General features: G+C 55.1%; 16 protein-coding genes, 3 tRNA genes and 4 rRNA genes. 5 read left to right on the forward strand and 18 right to left on the reverse strand.

Features of this window, described 5'->3' with window-relative positions; all coding sequences use genetic code 11:
* Positions 1–137: 137 nt before the first annotated feature.
* A complete protein-coding gene (gene polA, locus ETEE_RS07680) occupies positions 138–2930 on the reverse strand; it encodes a DNA polymerase I (RefSeq protein ID WP_034165449.1) in 2793 nt (930 codons plus the stop codon).
* A 450-nt stretch (positions 2931–3380) separates the two neighbouring features.
* Here polA and ETEE_RS07685 point away from each other — a divergent pair, with 450 nt between their 5' ends.
* Entirely contained in the window at positions 3381–4298 is a 918-nt protein-coding gene (locus ETEE_RS07685) for an acyltransferase (protein ID WP_034165450.1), read from the forward strand.
* A gap of 60 nt (positions 4299–4358) precedes the next feature.
* Here ETEE_RS07685 and dsbA read toward each other — a convergent pair whose 3' ends face one another.
* The 3 genes from dsbA to ETEE_RS07700 are packed head-to-tail and all read right to left on the reverse strand — an operon-like array spanning position 4359 to position 6273.
* Positions 4359–4982, reverse strand: a complete 624-nt coding sequence (dsbA, locus tag ETEE_RS07690) for a thiol:disulfide interchange protein DsbA (protein WP_034165451.1) — start codon at positions 4980–4982, stop codon at positions 4359–4361.
* A gap of 30 nt (positions 4983–5012) precedes the next feature.
* On the reverse strand, positions 5013–5999 hold the full coding sequence (locus ETEE_RS07695) for a serine/threonine protein kinase (protein ID WP_034165452.1): 987 nt from the start codon (positions 5997–5999) through the stop codon (positions 5013–5015).
* A 4-nt stretch (positions 6000–6003) separates the two neighbouring features.
* A complete protein-coding gene (locus ETEE_RS07700) occupies positions 6004–6273 on the reverse strand; it encodes a YihD family protein (protein WP_015873027.1) in 270 nt (89 codons plus the stop codon).
* 172 nt (positions 6274–6445) lie between these two features.
* Between ETEE_RS07700 and mobA the strand changes: the two genes are divergently transcribed.
* Both mobA and mobB read left to right on the forward strand, forming a co-directional pair.
* Positions 6446–7030, forward strand: coding sequence for a molybdenum cofactor guanylyltransferase MobA (mobA, locus tag ETEE_RS07705; RefSeq protein WP_034165454.1), 585 nt, complete (start codon positions 6446–6448; stop codon positions 7028–7030).
* Positions 7021–7545 (forward strand): molybdopterin-guanine dinucleotide biosynthesis protein MobB, encoded by a 525-nt coding sequence (gene mobB / locus ETEE_RS07710; RefSeq protein ID WP_034165455.1) that lies wholly within the window; start codon positions 7021–7023, stop codon positions 7543–7545. The genes mobA and mobB overlap by 10 nt, the downstream gene beginning before the upstream one ends.
* A gap of 112 nt (positions 7546–7657) precedes the next feature.
* On the opposite strand, the gene rrf (ETEE_RS07715) is transcribed toward mobB, so the two are convergent.
* The 7 genes from rrf (ETEE_RS07715) to ETEE_RS07745 form a co-directional block, all read right to left on the reverse strand.
* A 5S ribosomal RNA gene (gene rrf / locus ETEE_RS07715) occupies positions 7658–7773 on the reverse strand.
* Positions 7774–7807: 34 nt separating this feature from the next.
* A tRNA-Thr gene (locus tag ETEE_RS07720) sits at positions 7808–7883 on the reverse strand.
* A 14-nt stretch (positions 7884–7897) separates the two neighbouring features.
* Positions 7898–8013: ribosomal RNA gene (gene rrf / locus ETEE_RS07725) — 5S ribosomal RNA — on the reverse strand.
* 90 nt (positions 8014–8103) lie between these two features.
* Positions 8104–11011, reverse strand: a 23S ribosomal RNA gene (locus ETEE_RS07730).
* A 161-nt stretch (positions 11012–11172) separates the two neighbouring features.
* Positions 11173–11248, reverse strand: a tRNA-Ala gene (locus tag ETEE_RS07735).
* Positions 11249–11303: 55 nt separating this feature from the next.
* Positions 11304–11380, reverse strand: a tRNA-Ile gene (locus ETEE_RS07740).
* Between the two features lie 69 nt (positions 11381–11449).
* Positions 11450–12993, reverse strand: a 16S ribosomal RNA gene (locus tag ETEE_RS07745).
* Together the 16S, 23S and 5S rRNA genes with 3 tRNA genes alongside form the textbook arrangement of a ribosomal RNA operon.
* Before the next feature lie 482 nt (positions 12994–13475).
* Between ETEE_RS07745 and ETEE_RS07750 the strand changes: the two genes are divergently transcribed.
* The gene (locus ETEE_RS07750; RefSeq protein ID WP_015462580.1) at positions 13476–14168 is read left to right on the forward strand and encodes a FadR/GntR family transcriptional regulator; all 693 of its coding nucleotides are present in this window, start codon (positions 13476–13478) and stop codon (positions 14166–14168) included.
* 17 nt (positions 14169–14185) lie between these two features.
* Entirely contained in the window at positions 14186–15604 is a 1419-nt protein-coding gene (gene mdtD / locus ETEE_RS07755) for a multidrug transporter subunit MdtD (protein ID WP_034164442.1), read from the forward strand.
* Here mdtD and rbsR read toward each other — a convergent pair.
* The 7 genes from rbsR to kup all read right to left on the reverse strand — a co-directional run bounded on the left by rbsR (position 15595) and on the right by kup (position 23501).
* Positions 15595–16602: a ribose operon transcriptional repressor RbsR gene (gene rbsR / locus ETEE_RS07760; protein WP_034164443.1), complete on the reverse strand. Its 1008-nt coding sequence runs from the start codon at positions 16600–16602 to the stop codon at positions 15595–15597. The genes mdtD and rbsR overlap by 10 nt on opposite strands.
* Positions 16603–16608: 6 nt before the next feature.
* Complete coding sequence (rbsK, locus tag ETEE_RS07765; RefSeq protein WP_034164444.1) at positions 16609–17538, reverse strand: ribokinase; 930 nt, start codon at positions 17536–17538, stop codon at positions 16609–16611.
* A 72-nt stretch (positions 17539–17610) separates the two neighbouring features.
* The gene (gene rbsB / locus ETEE_RS07770; protein ID WP_034164445.1) at positions 17611–18498 is read right to left on the reverse strand and encodes a ribose ABC transporter substrate-binding protein RbsB; all 888 of its coding nucleotides are present in this window, start codon (positions 18496–18498) and stop codon (positions 17611–17613) included.
* Positions 18499–18521: 23 nt separating this feature from the next.
* Positions 18522–19502, reverse strand: a complete 981-nt coding sequence (rbsC, locus tag ETEE_RS07775; protein ID WP_012850308.1) for a ribose ABC transporter permease — start codon at positions 19500–19502, stop codon at positions 18522–18524.
* Between the two features lie 6 nt (positions 19503–19508).
* Complete coding sequence (gene rbsA, locus ETEE_RS07780) at positions 19509–21014, reverse strand: ribose ABC transporter ATP-binding protein RbsA (protein ID WP_034164446.1); 1506 nt, start codon at positions 21012–21014, stop codon at positions 19509–19511.
* 7 nt (positions 21015–21021) lie between these two features.
* Entirely contained in the window at positions 21022–21441 is a 420-nt protein-coding gene (gene rbsD / locus ETEE_RS07785; protein ID WP_015873037.1) for a D-ribose pyranase, read from the reverse strand.
* A gap of 191 nt (positions 21442–21632) precedes the next feature.
* On the reverse strand, positions 21633–23501 hold the full coding sequence (kup, locus tag ETEE_RS07790) for a low affinity potassium transporter Kup (RefSeq protein WP_034164447.1): 1869 nt from the start codon (positions 23499–23501) through the stop codon (positions 21633–21635).
* Between the last annotated feature and the right edge of the window lie 165 nt (positions 23502–23666).

The raw sequence follows: 23666 nt of genomic DNA on the forward strand, positions 1-23666 counted from the left end.
AACTGTACAACATTTTATGTATCGATCAACCTTTTTTGTTGCTTACTTACAAAAATATGCCATTTAAATCCGCAAACCTCATCCATTAACGCGTTTTTATGTAGTTAAATTACATAAATGGATTAAAAGGCCGCAATTTAGTGAGCTTGATCCCAGTTTTCACCGCAACCAATATCAACTTTTAATGGAACTGCCAGCGACAGACTATTCTCCATCAGCGCGCGAACCTGACATACCACCGCCTCAACCTGAGACTCCGGTACCTCAAACACCAGTTCATCGTGCACCTGCATAATCATGCGCACCTCCGGTTGGGCCTTCTGTAGCCAGCCATCAACGGCAATCATGGCCCGTTTAATGATATCGGCCGCCGTTCCCTGCATCGGCGCGTTAATCGCGGCACGCTCCGCCGCTTTACGGCGCATGCCATTGCGCGCGTTGATCTCGGGCAGATAGAGTCGGCGTCCATCCAGCGTTTCAACATAGCCCTGATCCGATGCCAGCTGGCGGGTGCGCTCCATATAGGCCAGCACGCCCGGGTAGCGCTCAAAGTAGAGATCCATATAGCGTTGGGCTTCGCCGCGGCCAATGTTCAGCTGGCGAGCCAGACCAAAGGCGCTCATACCATAAATCAGGCCAAAGTTAATCGCTTTCGCGCTGCGGCGCTGATCAGCGCTCACCGCCTCTAACGGCAGGCCAAAGACCTCTGCCGCCGTGGCACGATGGATATCTTTCCCTGCAGCAAACGCCTCCAGCAGCCCTTTGTCTCCCGATAAATGCGCCATGATGCGCAGCTCGATCTGTGAGTAGTCCGCCGCCACAATCCGACTGCCGACCGGCGCGATGAAAGCCTGACGAATACGCCGCCCTTCGTCGCTACGCACGGGGATATTCTGCAGGTTAGGATCGCTGGATGACAGTCGGCCCGTTGCGGTGATGGCCTGATGATAAGAGGTATGTACCCGACCCGTCAGCGGATTTACCATCAGCGGCAGCTTATCGGTGTAGGTACTCTTCAGCTTGGCCAGTGTGCGGTACTCCAGGATTACCTGCGGCAGCGCATATCCCTGCTCGGCCAGCTCAGCCAGCACCTCTTCATTGGTGGATGGCGCTCCGCCCGGCGTTTTCTTCAATACCGGCAGCTGCTGCTTTTCAAACAGAATACTCTGCAGCTGTTTGGTCGATGACAGATTAAACGGCTCTCCAGCCTCGCTGTGCGCCTGCTGCTCCAGCGCCTCCAGCCGTATCGCCAGCTCCTGCGAATGTTGACCCAGAATCGCGCTGTCGATCAGTACCCCGGTACGCTCCATCCGCGACAGCACCGGCACCAACGGCATATCGATATCGCGGAAAATATGGCTCGGCCCAGGCTCTCCCTCCAGCGTCGGCCATAAACGCTGATGCAGCTGCAGGGTAACATCGGCATCCTCTGCGGCATACTCCGCCGCCTGCTCCAGCGGGATTTGATTAAACGTCAGCTGACCTTTACCTTTACCGGCAATCTCTTCAAACGTAATCGTTTTATGGTCGAGATGGCGGGCCGACAGGCTGTCCATATCATGGCGTCCGGCTACGCTATTGAGCACATAGGACTCCAGCATGGTATCAAACGCCACGCCGCGCAGCGTGATGCCATAGCGCGCCATAACGCCGATATCATACTTCAGGTTCTGGCCAATCTTGGCTACCTCTTCATCCTCCAGCAGCGGCTGCAGGCGCGCCAGAACATACTGACGATCAAGTTGATGCGGCGCATCCAGGTAGTCATGAGCCAACGGGATGTAACATGCCTGCCCCGGCGCATCGGCGCAGGAGATCCCCACCAGATTGGCCGAGAGCACATCCAGCGAATCGGTCTCGGTATCAAAGGCAAAGCTCCCGGCCTGGCGCAAGCGTGTAATCAATGCCTCCAGCGCGGCCTCATCGAGGATCGTTTGGTAGCCCTCGCGCGTCAGCGTCACGGAAACCTCCGGTGCAGGCACCGCAGGTGCGTCAGCAATTTTCTCCCCCCGCGTTTTACGACCGCCTGTTGCCCCTGTGAGCCAGGAGCCCTCCTGCGCATCGCTCAGCCAACGCTTAAACTCATAGCGGCTGAACAGCCGGTGCAGCGTCTCGCTATCCAGCGGTTTAATGGCTAAATCGTCGCACCCCTGCGCCAGATCGACGTCGGTCTTAATGGTCGCCAGTAGGTAGGAAAGATCGGCCTTTTCTTTATTCAACAGCAGCTTGGCTCCCATGGTCTTCGCACCACGAAAGCTCAGGGTGGCCACCCGATCGAGATCATCGTAAATCGTCTTCAGGCTGCCAATGCCCTGCAACAGCGCTTGCGCCGTCTTCTCACCTACGCCGGGGACGCCGGGAATATTGTCAGAGGCATCGCCCATCAGCGCTAAAAAGTCGATGATCAGCGATGGCGGCACCCCGTATTTGTCACACACCTCCTGAGGCCCCAGAACGGTGTTGGTCATCGTATTAATCAGCGTGATATTCGGCGTTACCAGCTGCGCCATATCCTTGTCGCCAGTGCTGATCAGAACATGCCGCCCCGCCAGCTCAGCGCGGCGCGCCAGCGTACCGATCACATCGTCTGCCTCCACCCCCGGTACGACCAGCAGCGGTAGCCCCATCGCCTCAACCATCTGGTGCAGCGGCGCTATCTGATCACGCAGATCGTCCGGCATAGGAGGACGATGTGACTTATATTCGGCAAACAGCTCATCGCGAAACGTTTTACCCTTGGCATCAAACACCACGGCAACATGGCTCGGCTGATACTGCATGATCAGGCTACGCAGCATGTTCAGCACACCATACATAGCCCCGGTAGGCTCCCCGGCGCTATTGGTCAGCGGTGGAAACGCATGATAGGCACGGTAAAGGTATGAGGATCCATCAACCAGGATCAGGGGATTTTCAGCTATCTGGGCCATAATCTGTCTTTGTCGTGGTGGTTATCAGAGTGTAAGGATGCCACACCTCGAGTGCGCTGACGAATATTCGGAGCGTTTTATCGCGCCAGGTAACGCACGATCGCGCCGGATCCATCTGTGGATAACTTTGTTAGCAAAATATTGAGCATTTAATACGCAGAAGGGTTTTTATGGAAATTGAATAAATATAATCAATAAAAATCAACATTATAAATATATAATAAGGGAAAGCTTAATACAGAAACCATAACGTATGATCTGTGTATAACTTAACTGGTATTACCGGCGATGTCTAAGCCTTCGCTCGGCGTCGTTATAGTATGACCAACTTTTAAAACGCTGCAGAATTTTTTACAGAAATATCTTTGGGCGGGACAAAATGTGCCGACTTACGTCCCTATCTGCTAACATTGCAGCTCCTAATTCTTCCGAGTGCGGTGTGAGTTCCCAATGCCTACCCTGATTGCCACGGTGTTGTCTCCTTTTATCTTCGTATTAACAACGCTGTTGACCATCGTAGTCACCGTGGCCTGCTCGCTGCCAATCACATGCTTGGGCATAGTAAAACTGCTGCTGCCGCTGCCTGGGATACGGCGCGCTATTTCCCGCTATTCCGATAGGCTGATGTGGTGCTGGTGCCAAGGTTTGGCCGGATTAATGTACCTGAATCCACGGCTAAAATGGCACGTTAGCGGCCTAGAGGGGTTAAGTAAGCAAAACTGGTATCTGCTGATCAGCAATCATAACAGCTGGACGGATATTGTGGTGCTGTGTGTATTGCTACGGAATCATATTCCAATGAATAAGTATTTCCTTAAGCAGCAGCTGGCCTGGGTACCTTTTATCGGCCTAGCCTGTTGGGCATTGGATATGCCTTTCATGCGGCGCTATTCCCGCAGCTATCTCCTTAAACACCCGGAACGGCGCGATCGGGATATTGAAACTACTCGCCGTTCATGCGAGAAATTTCGCCTGCGTCCAACCACCATCGTTAATTTCGTCGAAGGCTCACGCTGTACGGAGGAAAAACGCCGCGGCCAAAACTCACCCTATCAGAATCTATTACAGCCCAAGGCCGCGGGCATCGCGTTTACCCTCAGTACCCTTGGCAGCCAGTTTGATCGAGTGCTTAACGTCACGCTGCTTTACCCACAGAATGAGCGACGCCCTTTCCTCGATCTTCTCTGCGGACGCATGCAAGACATCGTCGTACACATTGAAACACTGCCGATCAGCGATGAAATTCGCGGCGATTATTTCAATAATAAGCGCTTCAAACGCCAGTTTCAGCTATGGCTGAATACGCTTTGGCAGCGTAAGGATCTACTGATAACCCGGCTGCGCGAGCGTTACCGTCCCACCGTCTAAAGTCTAAAAAAAACGCCGGAGAAACGAGATCCGGCGTATTACTCAGCGTCAGCGCGCCGATTACGGCTGGCTCACCAAGAAGTGCACCACATTGGCAAACTGCGCCACATAGTTCGCCATGGAGCTGGTATCCAACCCATCGCTTTTCACCATGTACTTGCCATTTACAAACACCGCCGGAACGCCGCGCAGCTGGAAATCCTCTGCGGCCTTCTCCTGCTGCACCACCAAAGATTTAACCACGAAGCTATTCAGCGCAGCGTCATACTCTTGCGGTTTCACCCCGGCCTGAATAAATACATTGCGAATATCCGCCTCGGTCTTAATACTCTGCGTTTTTTGTACCGCATCAAACATAGGCTGGGTAATCTTATCCTCAACCCCCAGCGCCATCGCGACAGCCCATGCCTGAGTCAGCTGTTTTCCTAACGGGCCAAGAAACTCTACGTGGTATTTGGTCAGCTTTATCCCCTGTGGCAGTTTACCTTCAATGGCCTGGGGAATATGGTAAACCTCAGCAAACTCATAGCAATGCGGACAATAAAACGAGAAGAACTCCAATACCTGTGGCGCACCGCTTACCGGTTTATCCAGCGTGGTATATTGTTCCCCATTAGTAAACTGCGCGGCCGATACGCCAAACGCCATAACCATGCCCAGCAGGGCCAGCCATATCTTTTTCATTATCACTTCTCCATTATTCGGGATCTATCGTCAATACATCGGCGTTAACTGTAGCGGAGCGGCCTGTAACAGACGGACCTGCTCTTGAAATACCTGGGTCTGGCGCAGCCAGAACTGGGACTCGCCCATCCAGGGAAAACTGCGCGGAAACGCGGGATCCTGCCAGCGGCGGCAGATCCAGGCCACATAGTGGATCATCCGCATGGCACGTAGCGGCTCAATCAGCGCCAGCTCACGCAGATCGAAATCGCTGAATTCGCCGTAGGCCTCCAGCAGTACATCCAGCTGTACGCGCTTCTCAGCGTCATCTCCATTCAGTAGCATCCACAAATCCTGGATCGCCGGGCCGTTGCGCGCATCGTCCAGATCCACGAACAGTGGACCATCGCGCCACAGTATATTTCCCGGGTGGCAGTCACCGTGCAGACGCAGCTGTGGCAAATCATCCCGCCAGCACGGAAGCAACGCCGCAATCAACGTATCTAACGCCGATAGCAGCGCAGATCGCTGCGCTTCGGGCACCAGAGGGCTTTCCGCCAGCAGCGCCCGCGGCTGGTAGACATATTCGTCCAGCCCAATGGTCGGCCGGCAGCCAAACAGCTGACGTCGGCCTACCTGATGGATACGCCCCAGATAGCGCCCAACCCACTCCAGCTGGTCGAGGCTATCGACCTCATACTCACGCCCCCCTAGACTGGGAAAGACCGCAAAGGCATATCCATGGTAGTGATGCAGCGTGGCACCATTCAGGAACAGCGGTGCCGCCAGCGGGATCTCCTGCGCGGCCAGCTCGGCAGAGAAAGCATGCTCCTCTGCGATCTGGGCATCGCTCCAACGCTCGGGCCGATAGAACTTCACCACATAGCGTCGTCTCTCCTCATCCATCAGCTGATAGACGCGGTTTTCATAGCTGTTCAGCTCACTAAGACCGGAATCAACGCGGATCCCCGTACTCTCCAGCGCATCCAGGATGAGATCCGGTGTCAGAGTTTGAAAATTAAAGGCCGACGTCGTCATAGCATCAATCTTTAATCACGCCGCGCGCGCGCAGTAGGGCCGTTTTGAAATCCTCTTCATAGTCTTTTTGCAGGCCCGGGATCACCGCGCTCTTCTCACTGTCGCGCATTTTCAGGTGATAGATCAGAATATCATCAGTAAGATCGGCCAGTGCGCCCTCATAGCCCGCCTCGTCGGCCAGTTTCTGTAAAAACTGCATCAGGTTCAGATCCGGTTCCTGCTGCCAGGCCGGATGGATTAACTCAATAAGCTCATTAACGCGATGGCATTTCATAGAGTACGCTCTCTTATCTATTCACAGGGCTGCTAAAACTAGCAATCCTAATTTAGCAAAGATAGTCGTTTACCGTGTAACACTCACTATTTACAAACTATTACATCGTCATTAAAGGGGCGCTATGATAGAGCATCGTTCGACATCTACAGCTTACAGGAGCGCTTTCACAATGCAGGACATTGAGGGGGTTATTTTAGCGGGCGGGCGGGCCACCAGGATGCAGGGTAGAGATAAAGGATTGGTTACACTCAACGCCATACCCCTGTACCAGCAGGTTTTACAACGTCTAGCGCCCCAGGTATCCCGGGTCGTCATCAGCGCCAATCGAAATCAACAGACCTACCGACAAAGCGGCTGCGAAGTGCTCAGCGACAGCATGGCGGGCTTTCCTGGCCCCTTGGCCGGCGTGCTAACGGCGCTGGAGCAGTGCCAAACGCCGTGGCTTATCTCTGTTCCCTGCGATGTCCCCTTTATTCCCGCCGATCTGGTCAACGTACTCTGGCAAGGCAAAGGCGACGCCCTCGCAGCCTATATTGACGACGGCGAGCGCCGCCACCCGACGCTCGCCCTATGGCACCGCAGCCTGCTGCCGCAGCTACGCACCTTTCTGCTGCGGGGAGAGCGTAAGCTCATGCTATTCATGCAATGGGTTGATGCGCAGCCCATACGCTATGCCGATCCCACGCTCTTTATCAATATTAATAGTCTGCAAGAGTGCCAGCAGACACAACAACAGGGACACACATCACCGTGACGACCCCACCACTCTTGGGCATTGCCGCCTATAGCGGTACCGGAAAAACCACGCTGCTGAAACAGCTGATTCCCAGCCTAAAAGCCCGGGGGATCCGCATCGCCCTAATCAAGCACACCCATCACGATATGGATGTCGATACCCCGGGTAAAGACAGCTATGAGCTGCGTAAAGCCGGTGCGGATCAAACGCTGGTCGCCAGCGATCTACGCTGGGCGTTGATGAGTGAAACGCCGGAGAGGCAGCCGCTGGACTTACGCTTTCTGGCCTCACGCATCGATGCCAGGCGCTGCGATTTAATTCTGGTCGAGGGATTTAAACATGAGCACATTGCCAAAATAGCGCTCTACCGGCACGCGGTTGGCAAGCCCTTTAGCGGCCTTATCGACGAGTACGTCATTGCGCTGGCCAGCGACAGCCGCCATGACTGCGCCGTCCCATTCCTGGATATTAATAACCCCGATGAAATTGCAGCCTTCGTCCAGCGTTGGTTAGAGCAACAAGCTAAAGGGTAAGGTGAGATCTTCTATGTATAAAAAGACCGCCAACGGCGGTTTTTCACAGGATCTGGCCTGGCTTCAGACGCAAAAAAGCCGCTCTGTGAGCGGCTTTTTTGCTTTATTTAATGCTTGGCAGTTCCCTACTCTCGCATGGGGAGACCCCACACTACCATCGGCGCTACGGCGTTTCACTTCTGAGTTCGGCATGGGGTCAGGTGGGACCACCGCGCTATCGCCGCCAAGCAAATTCTTTTTGCCGAACAAAACCCCGAAAAAGTGGTGCTGATACCCAGAATCGAACTGGGGACCTCACCCTTACCAAGGGTGCGCTCTACCGACTGAGCCATATCAGCACGCTAAATTTGATGCCTGGCAGTTCCCTACTCTCGCATGGGGAGACCCCACACTACCATCGGCGCTACGGCGTTTCACTTCTGAGTTCGGCATGGGGTCAGGTGGAACCACCGCGCTATCGCCGCCAGGCAAATTCTGTTTTACCAACCGCCATCACTGGCCATCGGTTCCAATCTTGAACAAGCTAAATTCGTCTCTCTAAAACACCTTCGGTGTTGTAAGGTTAAGTCTCACGGATCATTAGTACTGGTTAGCTCAACGTATCGCTACGCTTACACACCCAGCCTATCAACGTCTTAGTCTTAAACGTTCCTTCAGTGGACTCAAGGTCCAAGGGAAGACTCATCTCGAGGCAAGTTTCGCGCTTAGATGCTTTCAGCGCTTATCTTTTCCGCACGTAGCTACCGGGCAATGCAATTGGCATCACAACCCGAACACCAGCGGTGCGTCCACTCCGGTCCTCTCGTACTAGGAGCAGCCCCTCTCAATCTTCCAACGCCCACGGCAGATAGGGACCGAACTGTCTCACGACGTTCTAAACCCAGCTCGCGTACCACTTTAAATGGCGAACAGCCATACCCTTGGGACCTACTTCAGCCCCAGGATGTGATGAGCCGACATCGAGGTGCCAAACACCGCCGTCGATATGAACTCTTGGGCGGTATCAGCCTGTTATCCCCGGAGTACCTTTTATCCGTTGAGCGATGGCCCTTCCATTCAGAACCACCGGATCACTAAGACCTGCTTTCGCACCTGCTCGAGCCGTCACTCTCGCAGTCAAGCTAGCTTATGCCTTTGCACTAACCTCCTGATGTCCGACCAGGATTAGCTAACCTTCGTGCTCCTCCGTTACTCTTTGGGAGGAGACCGCCCCAGTCAAACTACCCACCAGACACTGTCCCTACCCCGGATCACGGGGCCAGGTTAGAACATCAAACATTAAAGGGTGGTATTTCAAGGTCGGCTCCATGCAGACTGGCGTCCACACTTCAAAGCCTCCCACCTATCCTACACATCAAGGTTCAATGTTCAGTGTCAAGCTATAGTAAAGGTTCACGGGGTCTTTCCGTCTTGCCGCGGGTACACTGCATCTTCACAGCGAGTTCAATTTCACTGAGTCTCGGGTGGAGACAGCCTGGCCATCATTACGCCATTCGTGCAGGTCGGAACTTACCCGACAAGGAATTTCGCTACCTTAGGACCGTTATAGTTACGGCCGCCGTTTACTGGGGCTTCGATCAAGAGCTTCGCCTTACGGCTGACCCCATCAATTAACCTTCCAGCACCGGGCAGGCGTCACACCCTATACGTCCACTTTCGTGTTTGCAGAGTGCTGTGTTTTTATTAAACAGTTGCAGCCAGCTGGTATCTTCGACTGGCTTCGGCTCCATCCGCAAGGGACTTCACCTACATGCCAGCGTGCCTTCTCCCGAAGTTACGGCACCATTTTGCCTAGTTCCTTCACCCGAGTTCTCTCAAGCGCCTTGGTATTCTCTACCTGACCACCTGTGTCGGTTTGGGGTACGATTCAGTGTTATCTGGAGCTTAGAGGCTTTTCCTGGAAGCAGGGCATTAACCACTTCAGCACCGTAGTGCCTCGTCATCACGCCTCAGTGTTAAAGATGACCGGATTTGCCAGGTCATCACACCTACACGCTTAAACCGGGACAACCGTCGCCCGGCCGGTCTAGCCTTCTCCGTCCCCCCTTCGCAATAACACCAAGTACAGGAATATTAACCTGTTTCCCATCGACTACGCCTTTCGGCCTCGCCTTAGGGGTCGACTTACCCTGCCCCGATTAACGTTGGACAGGAACCCTTGGTCTTCCGGCGAGCGGGCTTTTCACCCGCTTTATCGTTACTTATGTCAGCATTCGCACTTCTGATACCTCCAGCAGCCCTCACAGGCCACCTTCAACGGCTTACAGAACGCTCCCCTACCCAACAACGCCTAAGCGTCGCTGCCGCAGCTTCGGTGCATGGTTTAGCCCCGTTACATCTTCCGCGCAGGCCGACTCGACCAGTGAGCTATTACGCTTTCTTTAAATGATGGCTGCTTCTAAGCCAACATCCTGGCTGTCTATGCCTTCCCACATCGTTTCCCACTTAACCATGACTTTGGGACCTTAGCTGGCGGTCTGGGTTGTTTCCCTCTTCACGACGGACGTTAGCACCCGCCGTGTGTCTCCCGTGATAACATTCTTCGGTATTCGTAGTTTGCATCGGGTTGGTAAGTCGGGATGACCCCCTAGCCGAAACAGTGCTCTACCCCCGAAGATGAGTTCACGAGGCGCTACCTAAATAGCTTTCGGGGAGAACCAGCTATCTCCCGGTTTGATTGGCCTTTCACCCCCAGCCACAAGTCATCCGCTAATTTTTCAACATTAGTCGGTTCGGTCCTCCAGTTAGTGTTACCCAACCTTCAACCTGCCCATGGCTAGATCACCGGGTTTCGGGTCTATACCTTGCAACTAGACGCCCAGTTAAGACTCGGTTTCCCTACGGCTCCCCTATTCGGTTAACCTTGCTACAAAATATAAGTCGCTGACCCATTATACAAAAGGTACGCAGTCACACCCCGAAGGATGCTCCCACTGCTTGTACGTACACGGTTTCAGGTTCTATTTCACTCCCCTCGCCGGGGTTCTTTTCGCCTTTCCCTCACGGTACTGGTTCACTATCGGTCAGTCAGGAGTATTTAGCCTTGGAGGATGGTCCCCCCATATTCAGACAGGATAACACGTGTCCCGCCCTACTCATCGAACTCACAGCTGTGCACCTTCGTGTACGGGGCTATCACCCTGTATCGCGCGACTTTCCAGACGCTTCCACTAATGCACAAACTGATTCAGGTTCTGGGCTCTTCCCCGTTCGCTCGCCGCTACTAGGGGAATCTCGGTTGATTTCTTTTCCTCAGGGTACTTAGATGTTTCAGTTCCCCTGGTTCGCCTCGTTAAGCTATGTATTCACTTAACGATAGTGCAACGGATTGCACTGGGTTTCCCCATTCGGACATCGCCGGCTAATAATGCTTCATATCAGCTCACCGACGCTTATCGCAGATTAGCACGTCCTTCATCGCCTCTGACTGCCTAGGCATCCACCGTGTACGCTTAGTCACTTAACCTCACAACCCGAAGATGTTTCACTTCGTGCTGTAAGCATTTGAGAGACTCTCGAATCACTTATTAAAAGCAATTCGATTGTTTTCGAATTTTCAGCTTGTTCCAGATTGTTAAAGAGCAAAATATTTCACAACATGCTGATTTCTCAGTATGTTCTGAAATATGGTGGAGCTATGCGGGATCGAACCGCAGACCTCCTGCGTGCAAAGCAGGCGCTCTCCCAGCTGAGCTATAGCCCCATGACTTTACTGCCGATACCTTATTACCACCGTCCGCTTCACCCAGGAAGGGAGTTGGTAGGCCTGAGTGGACTCGAACCACCGACCTCACCCTTATCAGGGGTGCGCTCTAACCACCTGAGCTACAAGCCTGCATAAGGTATTTGCTCGAACATCTATCAGACAATCTGTGTGAGCACTACACAATTTCGTATCTTCAGGTAAGGAGGTGATCCAACCGCAGGTTCCCCTACGGTTACCTTGTTACGACTTCACCCCAGTCATGAATCACAAAGTGGTAAGCGCCCTCCCGAAGGTTAAGCTACCTACTTCTTTTGCAACCCACTCCCATGGTGTGACGGGCGGTGTGTACAAGGCCCGGGAACGTATTCACCGTGGCATTCTGATCCACGATTACTAGCGATTCCGACTTCATGGAGTCGAGTTGCAGACTCCAATCCGGACTACGACGTACTTTATGAGGTCCGCTTGCTCTCGCGAGGTCGCTTCTCTTTGTATACGCCATTGTAGCACGTGTGTAGCCCTACTCGTAAGGGCCATGATGACTTGACGTCATCCCCACCTTCCTCCAGTTTATCACTGGCAGTCTCCTTTGAGTTCCCGGCCGAACCGCTGGCAACAAAGGATAAGGGTTGCGCTCGTTGCGGGACTTAACCCAACATTTCACAACACGAGCTGACGACAGCCATGCAGCACCTGTCTCAGCGTTCCCGAAGGCACTCCCGTATCTCTACAGGATTCGCTGGATGTCAAGAGTAGGTAAGGTTCTTCGCGTTGCATCGAATTAAACCACATGCTCCACCGCTTGTGCGGGCCCCCGTCAATTCATTTGAGTTTTAACCTTGCGGCCGTACTCCCCAGGCGGTCGATTTAACGCGTTAGCTTCGGAAGCCACGCCTCAAGGGCACAACCTCCAAATCGACATCGTTTACAGCGTGGACTACCAGGGTATCTAATCCTGTTTGCTCCCCACGCTTTCGCACCTGAGCGTCAGTCTTCGTCCAGGAGGCCGCCTTCGCCACCGGTATTCCTCCAGATCTCTACGCATTTCACCGCTACACCTGGAATTCTACCTCCCTCTACGAGACTCTAGCTTGCCAGTCTTGGATGCAGTTCCCAGGTTAAGCCCGGGGATTTCACATCCAACTTAACAAACCGCCTGCGTGCGCTTTACGCCCAGTAATTCCGATTAACGCTTGCACCCTCCGTATTACCGCGGCTGCTGGCACGGAGTTAGCCGGTGCTTCTTCTGTAGGTAACGTCAATTGTGAACGCTATTAACGTTCACACCTTCCTCCCTACTGAAAGTACTTTACAACCCGAAGGCCTTCTTCATACACGCGGCATGGCTGCATCAGGCTTGCGCCCATTGTGCAATATTCCCCACTGCTGCCTCCCGTAGGAGTCTGGACCGTGTCTCAGTTCCAGTGTGGCTGGTCATCCTCTCAGACCAGCTAGGGATCGTCGCCTAGGTGAGCCATTACCTCACCTACTAGCTAATCCCATCTGGGTTCATCTGATGGCATGAGGCCCGAAGGTCCCCCACTTTGGTCTTGCGACGTTATGCGGTATTAGCTACCGTTTCCAGTAGTTATCCCCCTCCATCAGGCAGATCCCCAGACATTACTCACCCGTCCGCCGCTCGTCAGCGGAGAAAGCAAGCTTTCTCCCTGCTACCGCTCGACTTGCATGTGTTAAGCCTGCCGCCAGCGTTCAATCTGAGCCATGATCAAACTCTTCAATTAAAAGCTTGATGCTCAAAGAAATTAAACTGTTTATTCGTAATGAATTAACTGCTGTCACTCTTCAAGACTTTAAATATTTTGGCATTCCGAGGAATGCTTAATACGAATCTTGCGAGTGCCCACACAGATTGTCTGATAATTTGTTAAAGAGCGTCGCCGTGAAAACCCGTTGAGTTATCACCGGCGTGGGCTGCGTATATTACGCTTTTCGCCCGCAGAGTCAAGCATTTATTTTTGCTTTCTCTACCTGACTGGGCTACGAGTTGGTCGTTGTTCCCGGTCAGTGGAGGCGCATTATAGGGACTTCTCGCGACGTGACAAGTCTTAATTTAAAAAAAATTCTCAACTGCGCTCATTTTCACCATCTCGCACAAAAAAACGTAATATCGGACTCTTTTCATCCAACAGTACAACGTGATTTGTTTTTTGTAGGATAAAATAGAGGAATATAGATATGCATACCTGATTAGGATCGACTAACCATGCAACTAAATGCTCAACAACAAGCCGCCCAGCGCAATCTTTCCTATCTTCTTGCTGAGAAGATAGGGCAGCGGATCCTGTCCGGCGAATATCAGTCCGGCAGCATTCTGCCGGGAGAACTCGAACTGGGTGAGATCTATGGTGTCAGCCGCACCGCCGTACGTGAGGCGGTAAAAATGCTGGCGGCCAAAGGTATGCTGCTACCGCGCCCGCGCATTGGTACGCGCGTCATGCCGAGCAGCAGCTGGAATTTTCTCGACCAGGAGCTGCTGACCTGGTGGCTGACCCGAGAGAATTTTGAACACGTCAAAGATCACTTCCTGGTACTGCGCAATGCGCTGGAGCCACAAGCCTGTCTGCTGACGGCGCTGCACGCCAGCGGCACCGATAAAGCCGCTATCAATAACCTGATGCATGAAATGCGCGAGCTCAATAGCCATTTTGATCGCGAACGCTGGATTCGGGTCGATGTACAATTCCACCAGCAAATCTACAAGGCCAGCGCTAACCCGTTCCTGACCTCGTTCTCCAACTTGTTCAACTCGGTTTACCAAAGCTACTTCCGTTCGGTAACCGGTAATGAAGTCGTCAAGCTGGAGCAGCACCAGGCGATCGTCGATGCCATCCTCGCCGGCGACGCCCAGGGGGCCTATGTGGCCTGTCAGGGTCTACTGGGTATAGACGGAGCCTAACACTCGACGGAAAACTTATGACCCAGACCGCCCGGAGTATGGCTGGCCTGCCCTGGATTGCGGCAATGGCTTTTTTTATGCAGGCGCTGGATGCCACTATCCTGAACACCGCACTGCCCGCCATCGCCCGTAGTCTGGCCCGCTCCCCGCTGGTGATGCAGTCTGCCATCATCAGCTATACCCTGACGGTCGCGATGCTGATCCCCATCAGCGGCTGGATAGCCGATAGGCTGGGGACTCGGCGCGTCTTTATTGCCGCTGTCTCGCTATTCTCGTTTGGCTCCCTGCTGTGCGCGCTGTCCGGCTCACTGGAGATGCTGGTCGCCTCTCGCGTTTTACAGGGCATTGGCGGGGCGATGATGATGCCGGTTGCCCGTCTCGCGCTCCTGCGCGCCTATCCGCGCGATGAGCTGTTGCCAGTACTCAACTTCATCAGCTTACCGGGCTTGGTGGGCCCCGTGCTCGGCCCTTTGCTCGGCGGTTGGCTCGTCACCTATGCCACCTGGCACTGGATTTTCCTGATCAATATTCCGATTGGTATTATCGGCATCCTCTATGCCCTACGCTATATGCCTGACTTTACCGCCCCTACCCGCGGCTTTGACATGCTTGGCTTTATGCTATTTGGCCTAGGGCTGGTGCTGCTCTCATGTGGCATGGAGCTATTCGGCGAGCAGGCGCTACCGCAGCCCTATGCCTGGGGCGGCATATTGGCGGGCCTCGGCTCGTTGCTACTGTATATCCTGCACGCCCGACGCCACCCCCACCCGCTTATCGCCCTGCCTCTATTTCGTACCCATACCTTCTCCGTCGGTATCGTGGGCAACATAGCCTCACGCCTGGGCACCGGCTGCATTCCATTCCTGATGCCGCTCATGCTGCAGGTAGGATTCGGCTATAGTGCCATTATTGCGGGCTGCATGATGGCGCCGACGGCACTGGGGTCGATGCTGGGAAAATCGCTGGTTACCGGCGTACTGCGCCGTCAGGGATATCGTAATACGCTGGTGGGGGTGACGCTGATTATCGGCCTAACGATCGCGCAATTCTCCCTACAGAAGCCTGAAATGCCCCTGTGGCTGCTGATCCTGCCGCTGTTTCTGCTGGGGATGTTCATGTCCACCCAGTTTACCGCAATGAACACGATTACCCTGGGCGATCTGAGCGACCAAAATGCCAGCGCGGGCAACAGCGTACTGGCGGTGACCCAGCAGCTGTCCATCAGCTTTGGCGTTGCCGTCAGCGCCGCAGTGCTGCGCTTTTATGATACTCAGGTTGCTGGGTCACTGGTGGATCACTTCCACTATACCTTTATTACAATGGGCGCTATCACCCTGCTGTCGGCTAGCGTATTTCTGTTGCTCCATCCCAAGGATGGCGACCACTTGCTGAAGGGCCGCCGCGTCCCACGTCGGCGCGATGCACCTCATCCGTGATGGACGGAGACCGAGCCTCGCTCGATAAGCTGGGGGGTTAATACCAGCGTCTGCGGCTCCCGCGTCGGGTGCTTCAGGCGGTGTACTAACGTATCGACTGCCAGCTCTCCCAGCTCATCCTTGGGCTGATGGATCGTCGTTAACGGCGGCGACATATAGCGCGCCAGCTCAATATCGTCATAGCCGACGACCGCAACATCGTCGCCCACCCGCAGTCCGGCTTCAAACAGCACCTGATATACGCCGACGGCCATCGCATCATTGCCGGTAAACAGCGCATGGGGCGGCGTCGGCAGCGTCAGCAGCTGTTTCATCGCCTGTACTCCGCCGGCAAACTCGAAATCGCCGAACAGGATGTACTCCGGCGGCACCGGCAGCGCGGCCTGTTTCATTTCATACAGAAAGCCTTCCAGACGCTGGCAAGAGGGAGACTTATCCTTAGGCCCCGCCAGACAGGCTATGCGGGTGTAGCCGCGTTCGATCAGATAGCGCGTCGCTATTTGCCCCCCCAGGAAAGAGTTATCCTGAATGATATCGTTCTGGCCATCGAACAGCGCCCAGTCCATCATCACCGTCGGCAGCGCGGGATAACGGGCAATCATCTCCTGCGCCGGCCGAAAATTCTCGGTGCACATCATCAACAGACCGTCTACCCGCTTTTGCAGCAGCGTCTCCATGCTCTGGCTCATACGCGCCGGATCGCCCTCGGTGTTACACAGGATCAGGCTATAGCCCCGCTCATAGCAGCTGCGCTCGACCCCACGCACCACCTCAGCAAAGAAGGGGTTATTGCTGGTGGTAACCAGCATCCCAAGCGTGTGCGTCTGGTTCATCTTTAAGCTGCGGGCCAGCGCAGAGGGGGCATAATTCAGCTGCTGAACGGCCTCCAGAACGCGCTGACGCACGCTGTCGCTGACGAAGCGATTGTTATTGATGACATGGGATACGGTCGAGGTGGAGACGCCCGCGAGGCGGGCGACGTCCTTCATTGTTGCCACGTCCGATTACTCCTGATGCGTCTGCAGGAAGGCATCGATCTCACGGCGCCAAGGGACGGAGGGCTGCGCACCCTCGCGCGTTACGGCGATCGCCGCGGCGGCATGGGCAAAGCGTACAGCGGCAGACAGCGTATTCCCCTCCAGCAGAGCGGTTAGCAGCGCGCCGTTGAAGGTATCCCCGGCGGCAATGGTATCGATGGCGTTAACCCTAAATCCCGGGATCACCCCGCCATGCCCCTCCTGGCTGACCCAAACGCCGCGGCGACCGAGCGTGATCATCACGGTCGCGATGCCTTTGCCATGCAATACGGCGGCGGCTTGGCGAGCGCTCTCATCGTCGTGGACCCGAATACCGGTCAGGCGCTCAGCCTCGGTCTCATTGGGGGTAATGACATCCACCAGCCGCAACAGAGAGTCCGGCAGCGTCCGCGCCGGTGCCGGGTTCAAAATCACCTTGGTCTGATGCTCTCTGGCCAGCGTCGCGGCGGCCTCAACGGTCTCCAGCGGTGACTCCAGCTGCATCAGTAGCGCATCTGCCTGCGCCACCAGCGCCCGATGGCGGAATAGATACTGCGGCGTCAGCGCATGGTTAGCACCGGCGTTGATGCCAATGACATTCTCCCCATCCTGATTGACAAAAATCAGTGCCACGCCGGTGCTTTCGCCATCGACGCGCTCCACGGCGTGTATATCGATCCCATCACCGGCCAGTTGGGTTCGTATCCGTTCGCCGATATCATCGGCGCCAACACAGGCAATAAAGGCAATATCCGCACCGCTGCGCCCGGCGGCAACGGCCTGATTGGCCCCTTTACCGCCGAATGCCACCTGATATCCCTGTCCGGTTAAGGTTTCGCCGGGGCGGGGAAAATGTTCAACCTTGAGAATGTGATCGGCATTGATACTACCTAATACGACCAGTTTGCCTGTTTGCATATTCTGTATTCCTACTTATCTACCGCCGCCGGTATCCCAGCGGCGGCGTTGCCCGGAGGGTCTCCCGGTTCGTTACTTGGTGACCAGCTTCAGCTCAACCGGAATGTTGGCCGGTACTTTTTCCCCTTTGATCACCTTATCCGCGGTCTCGATGCCGATCACGCCGATCTGCTCAGGCTGCTGTGCTACGGTGGCCCCCAACTTACCGCTCTGTACGGCTTTTTCACCGTCTTGGGTTCCATCAAAGCCCACGACCAGCACATCGCCGCGGCCCGCCGTCTGCAGCGCGCGCAACGCGCCGAGCGCCATTTCATCATTCTGTGCGAATACGGCCTGAACCTGCGGGTGCGCCGTGAGCAGGTTTTGCATGACGTTCAAGCCCTTAGTACGGTCAAAGTCGGCTGGCTGGCTGGCCAGTACGTCAAACTTATGGGCGACGACCGCCTGTTTAAAGCCTTCGCCGCGCTCACGGGCTGCCGAGGTTCCAGCGATCCCCTCCAGCTGAATGATCTTGGCACCGGTCCCCAGCTTCTGGGCGATAAAGTCACCGGCCAGCTTGCCGCCGGCGACGTTATCGGAGGCGATATGGCTAACCACGCTACCTTGGCTAGCCGCACGGTCAAGGGTGATCACCGGAATATTGGCCTGATTGGCCATTTTTACCGCGTTGCCCACCGCATCGGAGTCCGTCGGGTTAATCAGCATCAGCTTAGCGCCGCGCACGGTCAGATCCTGTACGTTGGCCAGCTCTTTGGCCGGGTTGTTCTGTGAGTCCAATACCACCAGCTTGTATCCCAGCTTATTGGCCTCTTTCTGCGCGCCATCCTTCATCGACACAAAGAACGGGTTATTCAGGGTAGAAACCACCAGGGCAATGGTGTCCTGCGCCATGGCGTTGGCACTCAGGGTGGCGCTCAGGGCCGCGGCGGAGATCAAGGTTGCCAGTTTTTTCATGTTCATCTCATCGATTCCTGTAGGTAAGGTTATTTATTGCTTTTGTTGTCTACCAAAACCGCCAACAGAATCACCGCTGCCTTGACGATCATTTGGTAGTAGGAGGAAACACCGAGTAAGTTTAGGCCGTTATTCAGGAAGCCAAGGATCAGGGCGCCGATCAGAGTTCCCATAATCCGCCCCTTACCGCCGGCCAGACTGGTCCCGCCCAGCACCACCGCCGCAATCGCATCCAGCTCATAGCCAGTGCCGGCCGTCGGCTGCGCCGAGGAGAGTCGGGCGACCTCGATCACACCGGCCAACGCCGACAGCAAGCCGCACAGGGCATACACCGCAATCTTGACGCGATCGACGCTGATCCCGGACAGGCGCGTTGCCGCCTCATTCCCGCCCAGCGCGTAGATATAACGCCCTAGGCGGGTGTGGTGCAGCATGTACCACGCCAGCGCAAAGACCACAATCATCAGCCAGATAGGCGTCGGCATCCCCAGAGGACGACCGATGCCAAACCAGCCAAACAGATCCGCCTGCGCAGAGAAACCAGTATTGACCGGACTGCCATCGGTATACACCATCGTGACCCCGCGCAGCAGCAGCATCATCACCAGGGTCGCAATAAAGGCCTGAACCTTGCCCTTAGCCACGATAACGCCGGTGCAGCCGCCAATCGCCGCCCCCAGCGCCAGCGCCGCGCCAACCGCCACCAGCGCATTAACATCCATCCCGACAATGGACGCCGCGACCGCGCCGGTCAGCGCCAGCAGCGATCCCACGGACAGATCGATGCCAGAGGTCAGGATCACCAGCGTCATCCCTACGGCCATGATGGCGTTCACGGAGGTCTGCTGCAGAATGTTGAACAGATTATTGACGGTGAAGAAATTGGGGCTCATGGAGGAGACCACCGCGATCAGCACCAGCAGGGCGATCAGCGATTTCTGCTCGACCAGCCAGACTTTGAGTCGGGCCTTGCTGAATCCGCCCTGGTTTGCAGTTACTTGGGTATTCATCGGGGATTACTCCTGCTTAACGCCGTATTGCTTGCCAACGGCCGCGGCCATCAGCACTTCTTGGGTTGCCTGTTCAATCGGGAACTCGCCGCTCAGCTGTCCCTCATGCATGACCAGGATACGATCGCTCATTCCCAGCACCTCGGGCATTTCGGAGGAGACCAGAATGATGCTCAATCCCTCCGCCTTAAACTGGTTAATCAGCTGATAGATCTCTTTTTTGGCGCCGACATCGACGCCGCGCGTCGGTTCATCAAGGATGAGAACCTTGGGGCGGGTCATCAGACCGCGGGCGATCGCCACCTTCTGCTGGTTTCCGCCGGAAAGCAGGCCGATAGCCTGATCCATCGATGGGGTCTTGATGTTGAACAGCGAGATAAAATCACCGACGGCCTCCCGCTCTTCGCCATGTTTGAGCGAGCCGTTAAGGCGGCTGAAGTAGCGCAGCGCCGTCAGTGACATGTTCTCCTTCACCGACATCCCCAGCACCAGGCCATCGCGCTTTCGATCCTCTGAGATATAGACGATACCGTTGGCCATCCCCTCCTGCGGAGAGCGGGTCTGAATGGGGTTGCCCTCCAGGGTTATACTCCCCTGGGTACGAGGCAGCGCGCCGTACAGGATCTTCATCAGCTCACTGCGCCCCGCGCCCATCAGCCCGGACACGCCCAGTATTTCACCGCTGCGCAGCGTAAAAGAGACATCCCTGACGCCAGGGCCTGATAGGTGACTGACCTGCAGGCGCAGATCGCCGGGCGCACTGTCGAGGCGCGGATACTGCTCCTCCAGCTTGCGCCCAACCATCATCTCGATCAGCGAATCTTCGCAGAGCGCGCTGACGGGCCGCTCTGCGATAAACTGTCCGTCGCGGAAGATGGTCACGTCATCGCAGATTTCAAATATTTCCTTCAGACGGTGCGAGATATAAACAATGCCGCGTCCCTGAGCCTTCAGCTCTCGGATGACGTTAAACAGGGACTCCGTCTCGGTATCCGTCAGCGCATCGGTCGGCTCATCCATGATGATGACCCGCGATTCGAAGCTCAGCACCTTGGCTATCTCGACCATCTGCTGTTCGCCGATGGATAGATCGCCGACCAGACGGCGGCTACCATAGTCCAGATTCAATCGCGCCAGCAGCCTGTCTGCCTCGGCATACATTTTTTTCCAGTCGATGCGCCCCAGGCGATTGGTAAACTCGCGGCCCAAAAAGATATTTTCAGCGATAGTCAGCTGCGGGATCAGGTTCAACTCCTGATGAATAATACCAATGCCGGCCTCCTGCGAGGACTTGGGACCGTTAAACGCCGTCTCTTTGCCCAGATAATGCAGCGAACCGGCATCTTTCTGATAGATCCCGGTCAGCACTTTCATCATGGTGGATTTGCCTGCGCCGTTTTCTCCGACCAGCGCCATCACCCGTCCGGAATAGACATTCAGCGAAGCACCGGACAGCGCCTTCACGCCGGGAAACGATTTATCGATTGCGGTTAAAGCCAGTAACGGTTGCATAATGGCCTCAAAAGGTCACGCCGGCATACAGCAGTACATTGGCATAAGGTGAACACTCTCCGCTGCGGACGATGGCCTTACTTTCACCGCTCAGCGCCTTAAACTGACCGTGGGAAACATAGTCGATATGAATCGCGTTGCCCTGCGTCTGCGCCAGCCGCTGCAGCCATGTCACCAGCTGCCGGTGAATGTCAGGATTAGCCTCAACCATCTCCTGCGCCAAAACGGCACGCTCAACCTGCATTTCTGCCGTCATCGTCTCAATAACCTGCATAAAACGCGGGATGCCATGGGTCAGCGCCAGATCGATACGCTGGATACCGTCAGGAACCGGCAGCCCGGCATCGCCAACCGTCACGCTGTCCGTATGACCCAGACGGGAGATCAGGGCTGAAAGTTCAGAATTTAATACCGTGCCTTTTTTCATTACTCGCTCCACCAGCGAAACGTTTCGCTCTCCGCTAAGTGTAGAGGTATAGCCGGGCTGAACAAAGCAAAAAATAAAAAAATGTGATCGTAATCGAAACGTTTCGCGGTAAAAACGATTCAGCTAAACAGTAATTTCAATGAAAAAGGGCGCCGTCAGGCGCCCTTTTATACGTTATCCAGTTTGATGGGTCAGATTTCGACCTGGGTTCCCAGCTCGATAACCCGGTTAGGCGGGATCTCAAACTGATCGGCCGCCTGCAGCGCATTACGGCTCAGCGCCATGAACAGCCGGCCCCGCGCCTTGAGATACCAAGGCCGGTGTCCCAGCAGCAGCGACTCATGGGACATGAAGAACGAGGTCTCCATAATCCGGCAGGAGAGCCCCTCTAGACCGCAGCGGTGGAAAATTTCCTCGACGTTCGGCGTTTCCTTAAAGCCATAGCTGGCCACCACCCGCCAAAACGTCGGTGACAGCTGCTCAAGGGTGACACGACGCACATTATGCACATAGGGCACATCTTCGGTACGCAGGGTCAGCAAGATCACCCTCTCATGGAGCACCTTGTTATGTTTCAGGTTATGCAGCAGCGCCAGGGGAATGACGTTCACCGCCCGCGACATATATACCGCGGTTCCCGGCACCCTGACCGGCGGCGACTTCTCCAGCGAGGCGATCATGGCCTCCAGAGAATTTCCGTGCTCATGCAGGCGACGCAGCAGGCGAAAGCGCTCACTTTTCCAGGTCGTCATGACGATAAACATCATCAGCCCCAGCGTCAGCGGCAGCCAGCCGCCGGAGAGTATCTTCATGGCGTTAGCGCTAAACAGTGGTATATCGATACACAGTAGGCATACCAACAGGATCCCGACCAAGAAACGGTTCCAATGCCAGTTTTTAAACGCGACGGTGCAGGATAGAATGCTAGTCAGCACCATCGTACCGGTAACGGCGATGCCGTAGGCCGCCGCCAGATTGCTGGAACGCTCAAAGCCGACGATCACCAACACCACGCTAATATACAGCGCCCAGTTAATGGCCGGAATATAGATCTGACCGGCCTCCATATCCGACGTATGAATAATACGCATCGGCGGCAGATAGCCAAGGCGCACCGCCTGGCGCGTCAGAGAAAAGACGCCGGAAATCACCGCCTGCGATGCGATGACCGTGGCGAGGGTAGCCAATACCAGCAGCGGGATCAGCGCCCAGTCAGGCGCCAACAAAAAGAAGGGATTCTTTATCGCCAACGGATCTTTAAGCAGCAGCGCGCCCTGGCCAAAATAGTTCAGCATCAGCGAGGGGATCACAAACAGAAACCAGGCGAGGCGAATAGGACGTTTACCAAAGTGCCCCATGTCGGCATACAGCGCCTCGACCCCGGTGATTGACAGCACCACGGCCCCGAGAGCAAAAAATGCCAGCGCCTTATAATGTATAAAGAAGTTAATAGCCCAGCGCGGATCCAAGGCGTACAGCACCTGAGGATTGGCGAGAATGCTGCGCCCCCCCAAGATCGCCAGCGCTAAAAACCACAGCACCATCACCGGCGCAAACAGGCGGCCAATGCTGCCGGTGCCGTGTTTTTGAATACAAAACAGGACCGTCAGCACCAGAACAGAGAGCGGAACGATGTAGGGATCCAGCGACGGAGCGGCAATCTCAAGCCCTTCAATGGCCGACATCACAGAGATCGCCGGAGTGATAACCACCTCACCGTAGAAGAAGCTACCGCCAATCAGCCCCAGGATCACCAGCGTAGCCGTTATTCGCGCCGGCGTATTACGACCAGCCAGCGACATCAGGGTCAGGATCCCCCCTTCGCCTTCGTTGTCGGCCCGCATCACAAAGGTCAGATACTTCAGCGAGACAATCAGGATCTGCATCCAAAAGATCAGCGAGAGGAAGCCAAAGACAATCTCTGGCTTCACCTCAAATCCATAGTGCCCGGCAAAACACTCGCGCAGGGTATACAGTGGACTGGTGCCGATATCGCCATACACGACGCCGATAGCGGCCAGCGTCACCGTAGTCAGTGAACGTTTCTGTTCTGTACTCATAACATTTTTCGTTTGAAATTTCCGTCAGCCATCAATGCACCAACATCCCGGGCGCAGATAAAGGTTGCACAGTATGCATAAATACCCATGTATTCCCACTGTAAAACCCGCAAGAATATCGTTGATTATGTAACAAACAGCATGTGACGCCGCCGCGTTGCCTGT

Source organism: Edwardsiella anguillarum ET080813 (assembly GCF_000264765.2).
Taxonomy (GTDB): Bacteria; Pseudomonadota; Gammaproteobacteria; order Enterobacterales; family Enterobacteriaceae; genus Edwardsiella; species Edwardsiella anguillarum.

Bases quoted from the DNA above. Each gene is read 5' to 3' on its own strand.
- rbsK (WP_034164444.1), bottom strand. From the start codon at position 17,538: ATGCAAACAGGCAAACTGGTCGTATTAGGTAGTATCAATGCCGATCAC.
- mdtD (WP_034164442.1), top strand. From the start codon at position 14,186: ATGACCCAGACCGCCCGGAGTATGGCTGGCCTGCCCTGGATTGCGGCA.
- rbsB (WP_034164445.1), bottom strand. From the start codon at position 18,498: ATGAACATGAAAAAACTGGCAACCTTGATCTCCGCCGCGGCCCTGAGC.
- rbsC (WP_012850308.1), bottom strand. From the start codon at position 19,502: ATGAATACCCAAGTAACTGCAAACCAGGGCGGATTCAGCAAGGCCCGA.
- polA (WP_034165449.1), bottom strand. From the start codon at position 2,930: ATGGCCCAGATAGCTGAAAATCCCCTGATCCTGGTTGATGGATCCTCA.
- dsbA (WP_034165451.1), bottom strand. From the start codon at position 4,982: ATGAAAAAGATATGGCTGGCCCTGCTGGGCATGGTTATGGCGTTTGGC.
- rbsD (WP_015873037.1), bottom strand. From the start codon at position 21,441: ATGAAAAAAGGCACGGTATTAAATTCTGAACTTTCAGCCCTGATCTCC.
- rbsA (WP_034164446.1), bottom strand. From the start codon at position 21,014: ATGCAACCGTTACTGGCTTTAACCGCAATCGATAAATCGTTTCCCGGC.
- ETEE_RS07685 (WP_034165450.1), top strand. From the start codon at position 3,381: ATGCCTACCCTGATTGCCACGGTGTTGTCTCCTTTTATCTTCGTATTA.
- ETEE_RS07750 (WP_015462580.1), top strand. From the start codon at position 13,476: ATGCAACTAAATGCTCAACAACAAGCCGCCCAGCGCAATCTTTCCTAT.
- mobA (WP_034165454.1), top strand. From the start codon at position 6,446: ATGCAGGACATTGAGGGGGTTATTTTAGCGGGCGGGCGGGCCACCAGG.
- ETEE_RS07700 (WP_015873027.1), bottom strand. From the start codon at position 6,273: ATGAAATGCCATCGCGTTAATGAGCTTATTGAGTTAATCCATCCGGCC.
- ETEE_RS07695 (WP_034165452.1), bottom strand. From the start codon at position 5,999: ATGACGACGTCGGCCTTTAATTTTCAAACTCTGACACCGGATCTCATC.
- kup (WP_034164447.1), bottom strand. From the start codon at position 23,501: ATGAGTACAGAACAGAAACGTTCACTGACTACGGTGACGCTGGCCGCT.